Source organism: Hydrogenophaga sp. PML113 (genome assembly GCF_001777155.1).
Classification (GTDB): Bacteria; Pseudomonadota; Gammaproteobacteria; order Burkholderiales; family Burkholderiaceae_C; genus Hydrogenophaga; species Hydrogenophaga borbori.
Genome location: NZ_MIYM01000003.1, coordinates 445,739 through 462,609, shown reverse-complemented (window position 1 = coordinate 462,609; position 16,871 = coordinate 445,739). Strand labels below are relative to the sequence as shown.

Genomic DNA, 16,871 nt, shown 5'->3' with positions numbered 1-16,871 from the left:
TGGCATTGAAGGATCGCGGCCATGAAGCTAGATTCCCCCGCCATGAGCGAACGCCGACAAGAAACCTGGGGCCTGTCCCCCGAGGACGTGGAGCTGTGGCTGCGGCACGACTACCTGGCCGACCGCCTGCGCATCCGCAAGGGCAACCTGCTGTATGGACAGGGGGAGGTGTCGCCGCACTTCTTCCTGATCCTCTCGGGCGAGGTGCGCATCTCCTGCTTCGAGGAAGACGGGCAGGAGATCACCATCGAGGTCATGGGCCCCAACGGCCTGTGCGGGGACGCCCCGGCGTTCGACGGGCTGCCGCGCTTCTCCACCGCGGTGGCCCTGCGCGACGCCGAGGTGCTGCGCTTCGACGCGCGGCGCCTGCGCGAGGCCTTCGCTTCCCATCCCGAGCTGGCCCTGTCCCTGCTGCGCATCGTGAGCATCAAGCAGCGCGTGCTGGCCATCCGGCTCGAATACGCCTTCTCGCTGCCCCCCGAGGCGCGCGTGCTGCACCTGCTGCGTCGCGTGGCCGGCATCTTCGGCACCACCACCGCGCAGGGGCGGGAGATGACCGTGCACCTCACGCATGAGCAGGTGGGGCGAATGACCGGCACCTCGCGCGTGACCGTCACGCGCGTGATCAACCGCCTGCGCCAGCGCGGCCAACTGGCGATGAACGGGTCGCGCTTCGTGGTTCTCAACGAAGGTGACCCGCCGGGCGAAGGCTGGCCCGAGACGCGGGCCGAGGCCTCCAACACACGCTGAGGGCGCGCGCCCGGCGCGCCCTCAGCGCGGACTCAGGCCTGGGCCTCGGGTCCGTTGTCGTTGTCCATGTCGAGCATGGCGCGCCATTGCCCGTCGACCTTCTTCCACACCACCACGTACTTGCCGACGAAGCTCACCGGCCCTTCGTCCTTGACCATGCTGATGCGGTAGAGGCCGATGTCGTAGGCCATGTCACCGGCGTCCGACACGTGCAGCGTGGGCGTGTACTCGGCCACGAAGTCCTTGCGCTGCAGGTAGCCGCCCCAGACCTCCTGCAGCTTGGCCCGGCCCGTGGCCAGCGGCCGGCCGGGCGGCATGTAGGTGGCGTCGTCGGCGTAGATGGACAGGATGGCCTGCAGGTCGCGTTCGCGGATGGCCTTCATCCACTCCTGGTAGCGCTGGGTGATCGCCGCGACGGCGTCGGGGTGCTTGCTCATGAAATCTCCATGTGATCCGTGCAACCGCTTGTGCACGGGGCCATGGTGCGCACGGCGGCCCGCCGTGTCTGTATAGGCCGATACCGAGCGCGGCTCAGAGGCCGAGCCGGCGCATGCGATCGGCCATGTCGGACCAGACCTCCTTGGAGGCGATGAGGCCGTTGTCGATGTCGAAGCGGTCGATGTAGCGCACGCCATCGAAGGCCTGGCCATTGGCGAACACGCCGCTGACCGTGCCTTGGGCGAAGACCACGGTGCGGCCCTGGTGGTTCTGCGCCAGCTCCATCGCGCCATAGGTGTAGGCCACGCGCTGGTAGCGCGGACCGCTCAGGGCGAGGAAATCGGCCACGCGCTGGAAGCGGGTGGGGCCGGGAAAGACCAACTGGACGTCGGGCGTGAGGCAGCGCTGGGCCGCGTCGGCGTCACCGTCGTTGACGGCGCGGATGAAGCGCTCGATCAGTTCGCGGGCGTGTTCTAGGGGTGTCATGGCGAAGGCCCAAGTGAAGGAAACCCCATTCTTGGGCCGCGGCGCGGGTCGCGGCTGTATCGGGTGATACCGGCGCGGCCGGGGGCGTGGCGCTACCGCCTTTGCGGCCACATTCGAATCAGCGTGTTGTCCCGCGTGATGAAGTGGTGGAACAGCGCCGCAAAGGCATGCGCGCCCACCAGGAAATAGCCCAGCGTGCCGAGTGCTTCGTGGACCTCTTTCAACTGCTTGCCAAGGTCCTTGTTTTCCGCCAAGAGCGCTGGCAGCTGGATGCCGAAGAACGGGATCGGTTTTCCCGAGGCGCTGAGCGTCAGCCAGCCGAGCAGGGGCATGGCCACCAGAAAGACGTACAGCGTGACGTGCATGGCGCTCGCCAGCCATTGCTGCCAGCGGGGCATCGGTGGCACGACGGCCGGGGTCTTGCCCAGGATGCGGTTGAACAGGCGCGGGGCCATGAGGGCCAACACCGCCAGGCCGAGCATGAAATGCCCGTCCTTCAAGGCTTCGCGCGGTGCGCTTCCCTTGGCGAAGAGGTCGGTCAGGTTGATGCAGGCATAGACGCCGATCAAGACGAGCACCGTCAACCAGTGGAGGGTCATGGAAACGGTGCCGTAGCGGCTCGACGTGTTTTTCCAGTTCATTTCGAGAGTCCTTGGTCCGCGGGAGCACGCAGTGTTCAATCCCAGGATTTACGCTGCCTTAAGTCCAAGCCTGTGCCGCCTTGGAGGCGGGCGCCCTGAGCGAGGCCTCGAGTGCCGAAACAAAAAAGCCCCGCAACACGAGGGTTGACGGGGCTTTCAGGGCTCTGGGTGAAGCGACCTGGGTCGTTCTGAGCGTGATGGTTGGCGGAGAGGGCGTCCGCCAAGTATAGGTCTTGAGACATCTCACAAAGTCTCAAACGACTGTCGATCCCCTCTATGTGCGTAGTGGGCTATTGACCCGCGTGACCTCACGACGTATCGTGCAATCTCATTGCTGATGGTACGTTTTTTGGTGCACAGACTGCTATGCCAAAGAAGGCGAAGGAACTCGGCGCGCTGGAAGTGAAGCGGCTCACGGAGCCAGGGCTTCACTTCGTCGGTGGGATTGCTGGTTTGGGATTACAAGTGAGCCCCTCCGGCGCCAAGAGTTGGGTGCTACGGGCCGTCATTGGCAACAAGCGCCGCAAGATGGGGCTGGGTGGGTTTCCCGACGTGCCGCTGGCCAGGGCGCGGCTGCTGGCCATCGAAGCCCGGGACCAGATCCGCAACGGCGTGGACCCCATCGACCAGAAGAAGGCCCGCCGTCGTGACCTGGCAGCCAGCCGAGCCATGGATGTGACTTTCAGGAGCTGCGCCGAGGACTACATAGCCGCCCACCGTGGTTCTTGGAAGAACGAGAAGCACGAGGCGCAGTGGTCCAGCACACTGGAGAACTACGCTTACCCGGTGATCGGGGATCTGTGGGTGCGAGACGTGACCCTTGAGCACGTGCTGCGCATTCTCAAGCCGATCTGGCACACGAAGACCGAGACGGCCAGCCGCCTGAGAGGGCGGATTGAGACGGTGCTTGATTCGGCCACCACCATGGGCCTGCGCACGGGATTGAACCCTGCCAGGTGGAAAGGCAACCTCTCGACGTTGCTGCCTGCCGCCAAGAAGATCGCCAAGAGCACGCACTTCAAGGCGGTGCCCGTGCCTGAGCTGCCGGCCTTCTTCCAGCGTCTGCAAGGCCAAGACGGTGTCTCTGCCCGGGCACTTGAGTTCCTGATCCTGACCAACGTCCGATCGCACAACGTGCGCCACGCGAGCTGGTCGGAGATCGACCTGAAGACCAAGACCTGGCTCATTCCTGGCGAGGACGCCGAAGGCTCGAAGCAGCGGATGAAGGCCGGGGTGAGCCACCGGGTTCCCTTGTCGCCGGCTGCGCTCCAGCTGCTGGAGAAAGTGGGCAAGACGGCCGGGACGGATCTGATCTTCCCTTCGCCACGAAAGCTGGCGCCGCTGTCCGACATGGCCTTGAGCAAGCTCATGAAAGACATGGAGGCCAACGGGGTGCCGCATGGTTTCCGCTCGACGTTTCGAGACTGGACGGTGGAGCGCACGAGCTTTCCGCGTGAAATCACCGAGCGGGCAATGGCTCACGCCGTGGGCGACAAGACTGAAGCCGCCTACCTGCGGTCCGACGTGTTCGAGAAGCGCCGTCGCCTCATGGACATGTGGGCGACGTACTGCACGACGAAACCCCAGAAGGAGGGGAAGGTGGTTGCGATCCGCTAAGCCCTGCGGCGGCCTATGCAGGGCGACAAGTCGGGGCTGGCAAGTGGTGGAGCACGAGCCAGCCCCTGACCACAACGCACGATGGAGGTGCGACATGGCTACTAAGGATGATACGGTTCAAAGCGAGGGCGAATGCTTCGATCGTGCGCATGAAGCGGCAAACAAGCTGCATGCTCTCCTGATGCACACCTATGGGGAATCGGGCACACATCTGCGCTCATTGTCGGGCGATCTCCAAGACCACTATATGTGGGCATGCTCAGACTTGGCCTCTGAAATTGTCTCTGCGCTAGACGGCTTGCTGACGTGCTGGGCGCGGTCTGATTCGAGCAAGGCAGTGGAGGTGCAGCATGGCTGATGCAGTTTTTGGCAGGCGGGAAGAAGCATCCTGGATGCTGCCCGGCGATATCCACGTTTCGCGCTGGATCTATGGCACGCGTGGATGCGCTTGGGCCTATCGAGTGGTTGGGACGTGGGACCAATTGTCTGATCTGGGCATCTGCAATGGTGTCGAGCTACCTGCAGCGCCCAAACGAACGCGCTGCTCGTTCGGCACGAAGCACCTTGCTGAGCGAGATTGGTCGATTCGAGCCGTGAAGGGCCGGCGTTGGGAGTTGTCGCTATGGCAAAGCGATGGGATGCAGGAACAAAGCATTGAGCGTGCGATTGCCCAGCATCTCGCAGACAGCGCCCCAACTCGCGGCCACCTCCGCCTCGTCTGGTCCGCCCCACAATGAGCCCCCAAGAAGGCACGTCATGAGCACTAGCGCGCTTCTTCACCGGCCAATCTACGGCGGCGTGTTCGGACGTGGCAAGTACGCACTCGCCACGCTGCCGACGGTGGATCGCGGGCTGCATGCGTTGCAGTACCTGGTGATCGAACCTGGCCCTGGCGTGGTGCTGAGCGTGGCCGACGACAAGGTGGTGGCGCTTTCCGCTGCTCGCCGGTTGCTGGAGGCCACTGCGCAGCTTTCAAGGGCGGAGGGGCAGGCGAGGGCGGCAGGCGGCGCACAGCAGGATCTGTGGCCAGCGGAGGCGTTCGAGCAGCCGCCAGTTCGAGCACCCGCAGCGCGGCCGGTTTCCCGTCGAAGGACTGACGTTTTCAACCGCTGCGGCGGGCGCTGTCACTACTGCTCCACACCGCTGACGCTGGACGGATCTTGGCACGTTGAGCATGCGCTACCCCGGGCGCTGGGCGGGCTGGACGAGATCAGCAACCTGTTTGCTTCATGCCCGTCTTGCAATCTGGCCAAGAGTGACAGGACGGCACTTGAGTTCGTGGCCGCAAACGCAATGGGGAAAGGAGACGATCATGATTGAGTCGAATCAGCCATCAGTTTCTAGTCGCAGAGGAAAACCGAAGGGTCGGTTCTACGACCCGCCTGCGACTGTCCGTGAAGTGGCTGGCCTTTCGCGCAAGGAGGTAGGCAACACCACGGTGTTCGTCGGCACAGCAGAAGCGATAGCCGCTGCCGGCATCCTTCCCTTACACCTCTTGCCAGGCCAGCCGGGACAACCGACCAACTCGGTGTCCCTGCGACCGAGGGGCGTTCGGACGTCGAATTACGTTCATGAAGAGCCGGGCTTCATGAAGGTCTTTCGCCTGCCCGATGGAAGACTAAGGGTCGTGCTCAACGTCAGTGCGGAGGAGTTGGCGCGACGAGAGGCTGAGAAGACCGCGCGATTGCATCACGCCGAAGTGGTCGGCAATGCGCTACTCGATGAACTGCCATCGTCGCTCGCTTCCTTCTGTCGCGATGCGATCCGTGTGAGCGGCGGCATATGGGCAGTGGAGCGATGGTTCAATGATTCCGAGTGGCTTGCACGCGGCCAGGTGACCGAAGCATCCAGAAAGCAAGTGCTTGATGCGCTGAAGGTCTTCGAGCTTGTCAACATCGAGAAGCGTCTCGCTACTTCCGATTTGAGTGCAGCGCGGAAGCTGATCTTGGCCGCCAAGCACCGCGCCCAGGAGATGTGACCATGTTCCAGTGCCAGAACATCTTCCCGCGCGCCGACATGAACGGCGACTACGTCTACACGATCAGCGATCTGTGGTTGCAGATCAAGACTGTCTTCCATATGCCGGCGAAGTTGCTCGTCGAGGTCCTTGCCACTTTCCCCGGCGTAGCGCAGTTCCTTGAGCTGACTTGTTGGTCCGGCGAGAGCTTGATAGCGGGTGCGTTCTCCTTGGTTGCTTGGGCCGTCGTGCTCATAGTCATTAGTACCGCGCTGGTCATCACTGGGAACTCACTGGAGAAGTAAACGGCAAGCCCCGCGCCGAATCTTGCGGGGCAAAGGCGGGTAGCTGGTTGATGCGATCGACCGGCTACCCTGACATGAGCGATGGAGGTTCACATGGCTGAAATGAACGACGTGGGCACCTCGCAGGCCAAGCTACAGCTGCACATCTAGGAGGCGAAATGGCAAAACCAAACGCACAGGAGCCGTGGGACCTCGACCGCCTGCAGGTCGGATGCATTCTCAACGTCGGCGCCACAAGGAACATCGCAGTCGATCCTCAGTTCACCCGGTTTGTCGCCGACATGAAATCAGCGCACAGCATGGCGCGAATGCTGGTGGTGCAGAACTGCCTGGCAGTTGAAAGGTCGGAAACGGAAGTAGATCCGATGAAGAAGGCTTGCGCGGAAGTTCGTCAATCCATGGCGGAAATAGAAGCCTGGGTCGTTGTCGAGCGGGCTCGCAATGTCAGTCGACGCCCGTAGCAGCATTGATCGCCATTTGCCCCAGCTAGGCCCGCGAACCGAAGAGCGGGAAACCTTCACCCGCCTGCTGGGGCTCCCGATGAAGGGCACCGAGAAGGGGTGCGCGTGAAGACGATCAAACTGCCGGCGGGTATGCAGTTCGTGCCGTTCGAAGATCTGGCGCATTACATCGCTGAAGCCATTTGGCGCGATCAAGACGATGAGGTCGGGATCGGCTACGGAGGCGCTCGTCTCAACTTGGAGCAAGAGCTTCCAAGGGCGGTTCGAGATGGAGTCCTCAAGGTTCGCGATCCCCTGACCCTCGGACCTCATCCGTTTCCAGTTGGGAATGCGCTCAACCGGGCACTTGTCTCCGTTGATGACCTTCAGGCGTTCGTGGCGGACAGGGGCTTGCAAGTGGAAGTCCACGCGATCTCGGATGCAGGACCGCTCACGCCAAGCGCCACCAGCTCGTCTCTGGCAATGAAACGCAAGGCATTGGTGTTGGCCGTCAAGTCGGACTGGCCAACCGTCGAAGCCGACCTGCGTGAAGCGTCTAGGAATGGACTCAAGGAGGTTGCTCATGGCGGCAATGGATGGTCTCTAGATCTGGCGAGGGGCTGGGCCAAAGCTAAGGGGAAGCTGAGGATGGTTGCAGAAAAGTCCCGTCCTGCTTCCCCTTTTGATGGGCTTGGAGGCTGACCCCGACAGTCGTGGTTCTGTCGTGGATTGGTCGGGATATGTCGAAATTTTGAGGATTGCTCCATACCGCAGTCACAAGACAACGCGGGATTAGCCGAAACCTCACGTCCTCATTCGCGAGGGGCCGGCGCAAGCGGAGCGCAATGTGGACACGACCCACGCCCGGTCATACCGACCAAAGCAAGCCGCCGAACTGCTCGGCATCGGCCCCGCCACCCTCTGGCGGTGGATCAAGGAGCGCAAGGACTTCCCTCAGCCCAAGCGCCTGAGCCCGCGCTGCACCGTTCTCGACGGTGCTGAGCTGATCGCCTGGCGTGACGCTCAAGGAAAGGAGGCTGCGCAATGATGGCCGCCATCCTGTACATGTGGACCCGCTACCGAGCGCGGAGGACCACCAAATGAACGAGGCCCCCGCACCGACCAAAGTAACAGGGGCCTCAGAAGAACCTCGACGCGATTCTAAGGCGCGTAGCACCTCCGGTGAAGCGCAGCGCGAGCGAATCGTCGATGCGTTGAGGTCAGGCCCCAAGACCTCGTACGACCTCCGCCGGCTTGGCTGCTACCAGGCGCCGGCTCGGATCAAGGAGCTGCGCGACCGGTTCGGTTTCGACATCCGAACCGAGCGCGTGACGCTCTACGACCGCGACGGCTACATGCACCGTGGCGCCGCCCGCTATCACCTTGAGGCTGAGCCAGCAGGCACGGCATTGACGTGAACGGGCGCAACAAGAGTCGCAAGGGCGGCTCTGGGCGCGATGCAGGCGGTTTTGTGGCCCTGCCATGGGCGGTCCTCGATTCGCCTGCCTACGCGGCTCTGAGTGTCCACGCCAAGGCACTTCTCCTGGAGGTGGCGCGGCAATACGTCCGAGACAACAACGGGCGATTGCTGCTGTCGCGGGCCTACATGGAGAAGCGCGGCTGGAAGTCGTCGGACATGTTGACCAAGGCGAAGCGCGAGCTTCTCGACGGTGGCTTTGTTCATGAGACCGTCAAAGGCCATCGCCCCAACAAGGCGAGCTGGTATGCGGTCACGTGGCAAAGCCTGGATCGACATCCCGGCTATGACGAGGGCGCCGTGGAGACGTTCGTGCGCAGCGCGTACGGCCGAAACCGGGCTCTCAAAAACGCAAGCCTTAGACCGCCCCACGGTACAGGAGGCCCATCCATTGCACCGCCCCACGGTACAGGGGAGCCCTCGCCTGTACCGCCCCACGGTCCTATCAAGGCCGATTTCGCCCCTTTCTCTGTACCGCCCCACGGACACCATCTAGAGATGCCATCTCCATGTCTTCAACCAACCCACTGAGGCCCGACATGACCGAGCTACGAACCACCATCGCCGACGACATCAACCTCCATGAGCCATCGGCTGCTCCTTGGCGTGAGAAGCCATCAACGGGCGTGCTGGAGGCCATGGAAACCCTGTTTGGGAGTGCGGCATGACTGAATCGATTCCCAGCCTCGAAATCACCACGCTGCCCAACGGCAATCTTCGCCTCGAAGACAAGAGCTTCGGCGAAGGGGCGATCGTCGATGTCCACCCGTGCCAGGTGCGCCTGATGGCCGAGCGGCTGGGCTTGGTGGCGACGAGCGATGTTCAGGCCGCGCGCCACATCGCAGCGCTGTCGCGGCGGCTCAAGGTGCTGCACGAACGCATTGACAGGTTGAGTGACTACCTGGTCAACCACAGCGACCACAGCCACGCGGATCTGTCGTGGGAGTTGACCTACTGCACGGCGACGCTCGACATCGCAGACGAGTTCGTGGCCGACCTTCACGACGCGCCGTCGGACCGTAATCCGATCACGCCTAAGTCACCCGAAATCGGTGGTGTTGAAGAGCCCCAAAAGCGGGTGGTTTCGACAGGGCCGAAGGGCGAACTTCTGTGAGGTCGGGCATGAGCGAAAAGCAAGACCTTCGAGAGTTCGCCCACGCCTTTGCTCGCCTGCTGGCCGGCGACACCTCCATGCTCAAGTGCACCAAATGTGGACAGCCCGGCGACTGTGGGTGCTGGGTTCGCTGCTCTTGCGGATGGTCGGCTGAGGCTGGAAAGCCATGCACCAACCCCGAAACCGCTAGGTGCAGCACCAAGGTGCGGTTCGGGTTCTACAACCGCAAGACGCGGCGCTATGAGGCCAAGAGTGGGGGCTGAGATGTCCGCGAGTGCCCCCACCAACGCGCACGAGGTGCTCTGGGACCAGTTCCCGGCCCCACCCGAGGAGTTCTCGGAACAAGCGCGCCGGTGCGCGCGCGAGAGGCTTTCCGATTCTTTGAGCGCGAACCCAATCGCAGTCATGTTCGCTGCCTCGCTGCGAAGTGCGCCAACCCTGAAGAGAGGACGAGGGCGCCCACGCAAGAAGGATGCGTCGTTCTTCGCTGACGTGCTGCGCGGCCATCTCGGCGTCGTTGCTTGGCATCAGCAAACGTACGGGGCACCGGCCCGGTCAGATTCGGCTCTCTACAAGGCGTTCCGATGGCACGTCGCCGAGACCGTTGAAGCCGACGGAGTGGCGGCCCTGGCCGCACGTGACGCAGCGCTCGGCCCGCGTCTGAAGACGGTTCTAAACACGCTGGCCGAAGCGCGCGCCTTCTTCAAGAAGCATCCCGAAAAACACCCATTTACCGGGACAGACAAAACGGCTCACAGCGAGTCCAATCACTACACGCAAGAGAGCGAAACATGAGCATTCAGATCTTCAGCCAATGGAGCAATCAACCAAGAACGGCAGCGCCGATGACAGACGAGGAGCGGCATGCGGCGTTCACCGAGTTCGCGATCCGTCAGGCTCAAACCGTCATGCCCTGGCTGCTGCCCTTGCTGAACCAGGCCAACGCGACGCTATGGGTGGCTCCCCGATTCTTCTCGTTCAGATTGCCAAACAACCCGGACCAATGGTTTGAGGTGCCGCAGATCGAGCCATATATCGCCATGGTCCCCTGGGCTGAACCTCACGAGACCCCCCAGTAAGGGAGAAAGCATGTTCAAAGGACTTCTCGACTTCGCCGCCACGCCTGAGGGCCAAGGATTGCTCGGTGCTGCTGCTGCCGGCATGGCAGGGGCAAAGCGCGGTGCACCATGGAACACGGCCGGGCGAGGACTGCTCGGCGGGCTGGCGAGCTACAGCAGCGCCCTCGACCGGCAATCTCAGGAAGAGGAGCGCGGCTTGCTGGCGCGAGATCGCGACCAGAGCCATGCCCTGCGTCAGATCCAGATGGATCAGGCCTTGGCTCAGTTGACGCGCTAGAAGGAGCAGGACCAGTGGCGCGCAGGCCTGCCCAACGTGCTGCAGCAGGCGAAGCCTCAGACCTACCCGATGGTGGACGCGTTGGGCGACGGAACAGGGGTCGGGTTCGCATCAACGGCAGGAAACCCCGATGCCCTGAAGCAGTACGCCATGCTGCCGAACTCGCCGTTTGCAGATGAGATCCTGAAACAGCAGCTTCTGCCCAAGCAGCAGGAGGCTTTCACCCTGAGCCCGGGCCAAGTGCGTGTAGGCGCGAATGGCCAGATCCTCGCGCAACTTCCGCAGAAAGCCGACAAGACCAGTGTCGAGCAGATGCTGGACGCAGCCGGCATCACCGATCCCCAGGTCCGACAGGCCTACGTCACGCAGGCCCTGCAGAAGAGCGTCACCCACGCCCCGGCGCCGAGCGCCATCGTGAACATGAAGCAGGAGACAGAGGAGCACAAGAAGGTTGGTGCGTTCTTCGGTGAGGAATACGGCAATGTGCTCAAGGCCGGCGCGTCGGCGCAGAGCAAGCTCAATCGGTACAACCGACTTGGTGAGCTTCTGGCCGATGTCGATACCGGCAAGTTCACCGGGGCGGGCCTGGAAGTGGCGAAGGCCGCTCGGTCACTCGGCTTCAACGTCAGCGACAAGGTGGGCAACCTGGAGGCTGCACAGGCTTTGTCCGGCGAGATCGCCCTTGAGCTGCGCAACCCGTCCGGTGGTGCTGGAATGCCCGGTGCCATGTCTGATGCCGATCGCCAGTTCCTGCAGAACATGGTTCCCGGCCTGCAGACCACGCCCCAAGGTCGCACGCTCATGCTCGACACGGCAAAGCGCCTGGCTCAACGCGACATCGACGTGGCGCGTCTGGCGAGGGAGTACCGCCGCCGCAATGGCCAGATTGACGAGGGCTTCTATGAAGAGCTGGCTCGGTTCTCCGAGGCGAACCCGCTGTTCTCCCAGAAGAACCAGGCCGGTGGTGGCGCTGGAATGAAGATCCGCCGAGTGAGGTAAGCATGGCTGTCTACGAAATCACCGCGCCTGACGGCGCCGTCTTTGAGGTTGAAGCGCCCGACGATGCGACTGAAGAGCAGGTCATGACCTTTGCTCAGCAGCAGATGGCCGGCACGCAAATGGGTCAGTACCAGGAAGGCCGAGCCGAGGGCAACCCGGTCATTCGTGGACTGTCCAACGTGATCCAGGGCCCGACCTTCGGCTTTGGGGACGAGTTGGTGGGCGCAATTGGCGGCGCCTACAAGACGCTGACTCAGCCGGACCTCACGCTCTCAGATCTCGTGACGGGAAAACAGCGCAAGTCGTTCTCCGAGAACTACCGCGACACGCGCGACTACATGCGCGGTGTGCAGGACAAGTATCAGGAGGACTTCCCGATCGGCTCGATCGCCACGCAGTTCATGACCGCCGCTCCGACGCTGGCAGTGAACCCGCTTGGTGCTGGTGCGAACCGCACCATTGCGGCGGTGTCGCCGAAGGCTGCGGCGTGGCTCAACCCGGCGACGAAGTTGACCGGCCCTGTCGCAAATGCCACCCGAGCGGCTGTCTCTGGTGCCGGTTACGGCGCCGTCAGCGGAGCCGGGGAGTCCCGCGCCGAGGATCTGTCGGGGATAGCCGGTGATGCGGGCATGGGTGCGGCAAAAGGCGCGCTGATCTCCGGTGTGATGCAGCCGGTGCAGTCGATCCTGGGCGCAGCAGGCCGCAACGTGACCCAGAGGGTTTCGGACAGCTCTGCCGGCAACTACGCCCAGCAGAAGGTCGCCCAGGCCCTAGCACGCGACGCCAAGGGCTCGATCTACTCTTCTGGTGCGGTGAACCCATCTGGCCAGGTGAGCGCCCGTTTCGGCAAGCTCGGCCCTGAGGCAACGGTGGCCGATGCCGGTGGCGAGAACACGCGCCAGCTCCTGGACACCCTGGCCACCCTGCCGGGAAAGACCAAGGACCGCGCCGCAACCATGATCCGGGACCGTCAAGCGGGCCGGGCAGGACGCCTGGTGTCTGCCGCAGACGATGCTCTCGGCACGCGGGGTGCTGGGTTCACCCAGACCATCGAAGCACTCGACTCGGCCCGCCGACAGGCTGCAGCACCGTACTACCGCGAGCTGGAAGGCCTGGCCACTCAGGTGGACGACGACGTGTTGAAGCTGCTCGGCCGAACGATGGGCATCCATGGCGAGGCGCAAAAGCTCTACCGCCTGCAGACCGGTGAGGACGTGGTCCTAGGCACGCTGAAGAAGGGCGATCAAGTCCCGTTCGCCGTGCTCGACACCCTGAAGCAGTCGCTGTACGACGCCGCGGAGTCGGCGAAGCGCCAGGGCAACAACAAGATGGCCCGAGCGATCGACGACGTTCGAGTGCAGCTCACCGGCAAGCTCGATGCCGTGGCGCCGAAGGTCGATGGCCAGTCGGTCTACAAGCTGGCGCGCGACGCCTACGCCGGGCCGTCACAGTTGATCGACGCCGCCGAGATGGGCCGCACGGCCATGCGTGCCGATGCCTTCGATGTGGCCTCCAACCTCAAGGGCATGAGCCAGTCCGAAATCGAGGCCTTCCGGGTGGGTGCCTTGCAGGCACTGCGGGAGAAGTCCGGCACGCAGTCGGGTCAGACTTCGCTGCTGAAGATGTGGATGGAGCCCAGCACCCGTGATCGGCTCAAGGCGATCTTCGGCAAGGACTACCGCACCTTCTCGGCCGAGGTGGCAAAGGAAGCGCGCCTGAAGGGCCTGGAGACCGTGGGGCGTGGGTCGCAGACCGCTTCCCGCATGTACGGGGCCGGGGATCTGGATGTCGGGCCCATCCTGGACACCGCGAACCTCGCCACCAGCGCAGCCCGGGGAAGCCCCACGGGGATGTTGGCGGGTGCCTCCAACCTGTGGAACCGCGTGCGGACCCCTGAGTCGGTGCGGGACGCCATGGGCCGCATCCTTCTCTCCCAAGGACAAGAGGGCGCGAGCAACCTGAACGCCATGGGTGGCCTGCTTGGGCGGATCAACGCGGAGAGCGCGGCAATGGCTGAGCGCTCGGGAGCGTTCTACGGCCTGCTTGGCAGTCAGGCGCCCATTGGTGGGCTGCTGGGGCCCTGAAAACAGCAAGGAGAGAACAGTTTGTCGGGACACAAGTGGAAGCCTGGCCAGAGCGGCAATCCGAGCGGACGACCGAAAGGGAAAGGGCCGTTTGCCGAGGTGCGCGAATCAATCGCAGGACATGTGCCGGCCATGATCGCCAAGCTCGCTCAGCAGGCGAAAGAGGGCGATGTGGCTGCGGCGCGTCTGCTCCTCGAACGTGTCTATCCAGCGATGAAGCCGGTAGAGGCACCTCAGCCCATTGAGATGCCCCAGGGCACGCTGACCGAACGGGGTAAAGCCGTGCTTGAGGCGATTGGAGCGGGTGAGCTTGCACCGTCACAAGGCGCGGCTCTGGTGGCTGCAATCGGCGCGCTGGCGCGTGTGGTGGAAGTGGATGAACTGGCCCGTCGGATCGAGGCCTTGGAAGCGAAGGAGAACCAGAATGCAAAGTCTTGATAGGCGTCTCTCGTACCTGGAAGCATCCAGGTCAATGGAGCGTCGGCTTGAACGGATGACGGATGCCGAGCTAGACGAGCGAATTGCTGTGCTGCTGGCCCAATGGCAGCAGACAACCGGGCGAATGCCTGCGGTGGGAAGCGCGGCGTCGAGCAGTGGCCGAATCAACCCCAGCTCGGAGGAGCAACATGCCAAGCCTTGAAGCCCGTGTCCGCCAACTGGAAGAGCGGGCCCCCCGTGACGACGGTGACATGCTGATCATCATCCGTGCCTTGGTGGGCGTGGACGACTCAAAGCTGGGTGCTGATCGTGCGGTGCGCTATGACCCGATCGGGTTGAAGTCCATGCGTGAGGACCGCCAATGGCATCGCAGGGCTGGTGAGACTGTTGAAGCGTTGACTGCGCGCGTGAAGGCGGAACTGCAGGCCGAGGGGCACAAGGTGTACATGGTGCGGGAGATGTACGAGGGCGATCGCATGCACGTTGCGTCAACGTGAGTGGGCGATGGCGTCGCTTGTGACGTTTGTCACTGATCCTCTGGGCGGGGGATCGCCGCTGTACTGAGATCGGGCTAGTTCGATAGCATGGCTTCACCGAGTAGGGGGAGCGAGCCATGTTTAAAAGGGTACTTGGGGCGCTGACGTGCTGCGGAGCGTTGGTCACGCTGGCGGGGCCTGCTCAAGCTGGCACCATCATGGCGGCAGAGTTTGCCGGCCAGCCGCTGATTTACCAGGACGAGGGCCGCGTCAGTGGCTGCGGCGTGCGAATCTTTGGACTCACCAAGTACACCTCACCTAGTGATGTCGTCCGCACGATCGACTCCTCAATGTCGTTCTACGCCTCTGGAATGAGCCTCCTTAAAGCCGGAGTGGGGACTACAACTGGCGAGGCAATCACGACACAGCAGCTGAGTCTCAAGCCGGTGCGGATCTCAAACTTCTGGATGCGCCGGGCGGGTGACAACCCACCGGCTCCATTGAATGGGAAGGTGCATCGAAGTCCAGAACAACCCAACTTCCTTCTGTACGCAATCCCGATGGCGTCCTTCGCCGACCTGAGCGAAGTGGTGTATGGCCAGGTGGAGCTTCAGATCGGTGTCCGTCCTGAAAAGAGCGGTGTTGACTGGGTGCTCAGCGGGAAGGTCGTGATGAGCGATGAAGACATTCACCGCTTCGGTGATTGCATCGGCACAATTCTCAAGAACGTGAACCACCAACAGGAAGCGCCTCGATGACCAGCTATCCCCGTGGCATCCTGATCGGCTTGGTGGTGCTGGCCGCGTCCCCCATCCACGCCCTTGCCCAAGTGCCCGCGATCCTGCTTGAGGCCTGCAGCCAACTTGAGCCGGCCTCCAAGCGCGTCGAATGCCTCAAGGCCGCGAATGGCCAGACTCAGGCGCGATCAAATTCGTTGGCTCCACACCCCGCCTACGCTGCTCCTGCTCGCCCCACATCGCCCAGCGCTGCGCAGTTCGCGCCGGCACCAAACACCAGCTACACGAGCCCGAGCGGGAAGACCTGCTATGTCGGTCCAAGGGGCGGCACGTACACCATCACCAAGAGCGGGAAGAAGAACTATGGCGGCTGCTGAACCTCTCATCCTCACCTTGCAGATAGACAAGGTCCAGTCAGGCGTCTATCTGGCAGAGGTCTTGTGCCGAGGTGTGCAGGTTGCTGATCCAACGCACTATGAGCGCATCGGCGATGCGATCAGGGCGGAGGCGCTTGCGGTGCCGGACGGATATGCGCACTTCATGGAGGTGCGCTACTGCGAGCTGTCGAGTGGGACGATTCCACTGGGCTTGATAGGGGCGCAAGCCGATGCTATTGCGAAGCGTCTCGTGGATCTGATGTCGGAGATGCGCCTGATCGCTGAAGGCTGAGTCTGGGTGGAGCGATGCGGTTAGTGATCGACAGCAATAAGCTGCAATCGGACGATCTGAGGTCCTACCTGGCGCAATCAACTGCGAATGAGGCGGTTCTGACTGACTTCGCGGCGATGGAGGCCTACAAAGGGAACACGCTGGCCAGCATTTTCAGATCCATGGAGGTGCTGTCTGACTATCCATCGCAAGTGGTGGTGTTGAAGGGCAGCGAGGCCGTCACCAGGATGCGCGGACGTGGTGCAGGGCTACAGCGACGTCTTGTAGACGAAGAGCAAACGGCGCAGTTCCATGCGTACGTGCGCGGGCTGAAGCTCGCGAAGGCCGGCGCCCCAGAACTGACCAAGCAGCTTGTAGCGCATGGGGATGCTGCGACGGCGCATTTCTCGAGCATGCTGCTTGACGCCCAAGCGATGGGAGCTGTGTTCTCAGAGATGGCGAAGGACTACACGAAGCAGGAGCGGCAGGCCATTCTCCTGGGTGACGATTTTCCACATGGCTTCATGGACAAGGCGGCGAAGTTCGTTCTCGGCATGGTCGCCCATGTGCTGGAGCAACACCCCGGAAGAATGAGGACCCCGTCCTTTTCAGAGTTGCCAAACACCTTTCTATTCCGATGTGCCCTTGGGCTGTACCTCCTGGCACTGGACTGGGTCGCAAGGGGTGGCTACGAAAGCGTTCGTCCAGAGAGGCTTCGCAACGATTTCGTTGACGTGACGTTTGCTGCATATGCCTCATATTTCGACGGCATCCTCAGCGCAGATGAAAAGCTGTTGCGTTTGCATGGGGCGTTGCGCGTCTGGCTGAGGGGAGTGTTCGACTGTCCGCTGCCAAGTGGCTTGGGCTATGAGTGGCAAGCGCAGGGCCAGCCAAAGACCAAGACCTGA

Annotated in this window: 26 protein-coding genes; 23 read left to right on the top strand and 3 right to left on the bottom strand. The window is 62.8% G+C overall.

Going from position 1 to position 16,871, the window contains the following annotated elements; translation table 11 throughout:
* Positions 1-21 precede the first annotated feature (21 nt).
* A complete protein-coding gene (locus BHU06_RS08200; protein ID WP_083293097.1) occupies positions 22-750 on the top strand; it encodes a Crp/Fnr family transcriptional regulator in 729 nt (242 codons plus the stop codon).
* Between the two features lie 32 nt (positions 751-782).
* On the opposite strand, the gene BHU06_RS08195 is transcribed toward BHU06_RS08200, so the two are convergent.
* The 3 genes from BHU06_RS08195 to BHU06_RS08185 form a co-directional block, all read right to left on the bottom strand.
* The gene (locus BHU06_RS08195) at positions 783-1,187 is read right to left on the bottom strand and encodes a DUF4440 domain-containing protein (protein WP_070398652.1); all 405 of its coding nucleotides are present in this window, start codon (positions 1,185-1,187) and stop codon (positions 783-785) included.
* A gap of 94 nt (positions 1,188-1,281) precedes the next feature.
* Positions 1,282-1,674 carry a nuclear transport factor 2 family protein gene (locus BHU06_RS08190; protein WP_070398651.1) on the bottom strand — a complete coding sequence of 131 codons (393 nt, stop codon included), beginning with the start codon at positions 1,672-1,674 and terminating at the stop codon, positions 1,282-1,284.
* Positions 1,675-1,766: 92 nt separating this feature from the next.
* Positions 1,767-2,315, bottom strand: a complete 549-nt coding sequence (locus BHU06_RS08185; RefSeq protein WP_070398650.1) for a cytochrome b — start codon at positions 2,313-2,315, stop codon at positions 1,767-1,769.
* A 366-nt stretch (positions 2,316-2,681) separates the two neighbouring features.
* Between BHU06_RS08185 and BHU06_RS08180 the strand changes: the two genes are divergently transcribed.
* The 22 genes from BHU06_RS08180 to BHU06_RS08115 all read left to right on the top strand — a co-directional run bounded on the left by BHU06_RS08180 (position 2,682) and on the right by BHU06_RS08115 (position 16,871).
* Positions 2,682-3,932, top strand: a complete 1,251-nt coding sequence (locus tag BHU06_RS08180) for a site-specific integrase (protein ID WP_070398649.1) — start codon at positions 2,682-2,684, stop codon at positions 3,930-3,932.
* Positions 3,933-4,688: 756 nt separating this feature from the next.
* Positions 4,689-5,252 (top strand): HNH endonuclease, encoded by a 564-nt coding sequence (locus BHU06_RS22070; RefSeq protein WP_139147003.1) that lies wholly within the window; start codon positions 4,689-4,691, stop codon positions 5,250-5,252.
* Entirely contained in the window at positions 5,245-5,910 is a 666-nt protein-coding gene (locus BHU06_RS22465; protein ID WP_139147002.1) for a hypothetical protein, read from the top strand. The genes BHU06_RS22070 and BHU06_RS22465 overlap by 8 nt, the downstream gene beginning before the upstream one ends.
* Before the next feature lie 2 nt (positions 5,911-5,912).
* Positions 5,913-6,194, top strand: coding sequence for a hypothetical protein (locus BHU06_RS08175; protein ID WP_070398648.1), 282 nt, complete (start codon positions 5,913-5,915; stop codon positions 6,192-6,194).
* 158 nt (positions 6,195-6,352) lie between these two features.
* The gene (locus BHU06_RS22460; RefSeq protein ID WP_139147001.1) at positions 6,353-6,655 is read left to right on the top strand and encodes a hypothetical protein; all 303 of its coding nucleotides are present in this window, start codon (positions 6,353-6,355) and stop codon (positions 6,653-6,655) included.
* Between the two features lie 105 nt (positions 6,656-6,760).
* A complete protein-coding gene (locus BHU06_RS22455) occupies positions 6,761-7,336 on the top strand; it encodes a hypothetical protein (protein ID WP_139147000.1) in 576 nt (191 codons plus the stop codon).
* Between the two features lie 145 nt (positions 7,337-7,481).
* The gene (locus tag BHU06_RS22065) at positions 7,482-7,682 is read left to right on the top strand and encodes an AlpA family transcriptional regulator (protein ID WP_083293091.1); all 201 of its coding nucleotides are present in this window, start codon (positions 7,482-7,484) and stop codon (positions 7,680-7,682) included.
* Between the two features lie 52 nt (positions 7,683-7,734).
* Positions 7,735-8,052, top strand: coding sequence for a helix-turn-helix domain-containing protein (locus tag BHU06_RS08165; RefSeq protein WP_070398751.1), 318 nt, complete (start codon positions 7,735-7,737; stop codon positions 8,050-8,052).
* Positions 8,049-8,642 carry a hypothetical protein gene (locus tag BHU06_RS22060; protein ID WP_083293087.1) on the top strand — a complete coding sequence of 198 codons (594 nt, stop codon included), beginning with the start codon at positions 8,049-8,051 and terminating at the stop codon, positions 8,640-8,642. Before BHU06_RS08165 ends, BHU06_RS22060 begins: the two co-directional genes overlap by 4 nt.
* Before the next feature lie 8 nt (positions 8,643-8,650).
* Positions 8,651-8,779 carry a hypothetical protein gene (locus tag BHU06_RS23100; protein WP_302622817.1) on the top strand — a complete coding sequence of 43 codons (129 nt, stop codon included), beginning with the start codon at positions 8,651-8,653 and terminating at the stop codon, positions 8,777-8,779.
* A complete protein-coding gene (locus BHU06_RS08160; protein WP_070398646.1) occupies positions 8,776-9,225 on the top strand; it encodes a hypothetical protein in 450 nt (149 codons plus the stop codon). Before BHU06_RS23100 ends, BHU06_RS08160 begins: the two co-directional genes overlap by 4 nt.
* 405 nt (positions 9,226-9,630) lie before the next feature.
* Complete coding sequence (locus BHU06_RS22450; RefSeq protein ID WP_139146999.1) at positions 9,631-10,020, top strand: hypothetical protein; 390 nt, start codon at positions 9,631-9,633, stop codon at positions 10,018-10,020.
* The gene (locus tag BHU06_RS08155) at positions 10,017-10,304 is read left to right on the top strand and encodes a hypothetical protein (protein WP_139146998.1); all 288 of its coding nucleotides are present in this window, start codon (positions 10,017-10,019) and stop codon (positions 10,302-10,304) included. Before BHU06_RS22450 ends, BHU06_RS08155 begins: the two co-directional genes overlap by 4 nt.
* A gap of 10 nt (positions 10,305-10,314) precedes the next feature.
* Positions 10,315-10,581 (top strand): hypothetical protein, encoded by a 267-nt coding sequence (locus BHU06_RS08150; protein WP_070398644.1) that lies wholly within the window; start codon positions 10,315-10,317, stop codon positions 10,579-10,581.
* A gap of 36 nt (positions 10,582-10,617) precedes the next feature.
* Entirely contained in the window at positions 10,618-11,580 is a 963-nt protein-coding gene (locus BHU06_RS08145; RefSeq protein WP_070398643.1) for a hypothetical protein, read from the top strand.
* 2 nt (positions 11,581-11,582) lie between these two features.
* Positions 11,583-13,664: a hypothetical protein gene (locus BHU06_RS08140; protein ID WP_070398642.1), complete on the top strand. Its 2,082-nt coding sequence runs from the start codon at positions 11,583-11,585 to the stop codon at positions 13,662-13,664.
* 21 nt (positions 13,665-13,685) lie between these two features.
* Positions 13,686-14,102 carry a DUF5681 domain-containing protein gene (locus tag BHU06_RS08135; protein ID WP_070398641.1) on the top strand — a complete coding sequence of 139 codons (417 nt, stop codon included), beginning with the start codon at positions 13,686-13,688 and terminating at the stop codon, positions 14,100-14,102.
* Between the two features lie 251 nt (positions 14,103-14,353).
* Positions 14,354-14,599: a hypothetical protein gene (locus BHU06_RS08130; RefSeq protein ID WP_139146997.1), complete on the top strand. Its 246-nt coding sequence runs from the start codon at positions 14,354-14,356 to the stop codon at positions 14,597-14,599.
* Between the two features lie 116 nt (positions 14,600-14,715).
* Positions 14,716-15,336: a hypothetical protein gene (locus BHU06_RS22445; protein WP_139146996.1), complete on the top strand. Its 621-nt coding sequence runs from the start codon at positions 14,716-14,718 to the stop codon at positions 15,334-15,336.
* Positions 15,333-15,692, top strand: a complete 360-nt coding sequence (locus BHU06_RS22440) for a hypothetical protein (protein WP_139146995.1) — start codon at positions 15,333-15,335, stop codon at positions 15,690-15,692. The genes BHU06_RS22445 and BHU06_RS22440 overlap by 4 nt, the downstream gene beginning before the upstream one ends.
* The gene (locus BHU06_RS08120; protein ID WP_070398638.1) at positions 15,679-15,984 is read left to right on the top strand and encodes a hypothetical protein; all 306 of its coding nucleotides are present in this window, start codon (positions 15,679-15,681) and stop codon (positions 15,982-15,984) included. The genes BHU06_RS22440 and BHU06_RS08120 overlap by 14 nt, the downstream gene beginning before the upstream one ends.
* Before the next feature lie 23 nt (positions 15,985-16,007).
* Entirely contained in the window at positions 16,008-16,871 is an 864-nt protein-coding gene (locus BHU06_RS08115; RefSeq protein ID WP_139146994.1) for a hypothetical protein, read from the top strand.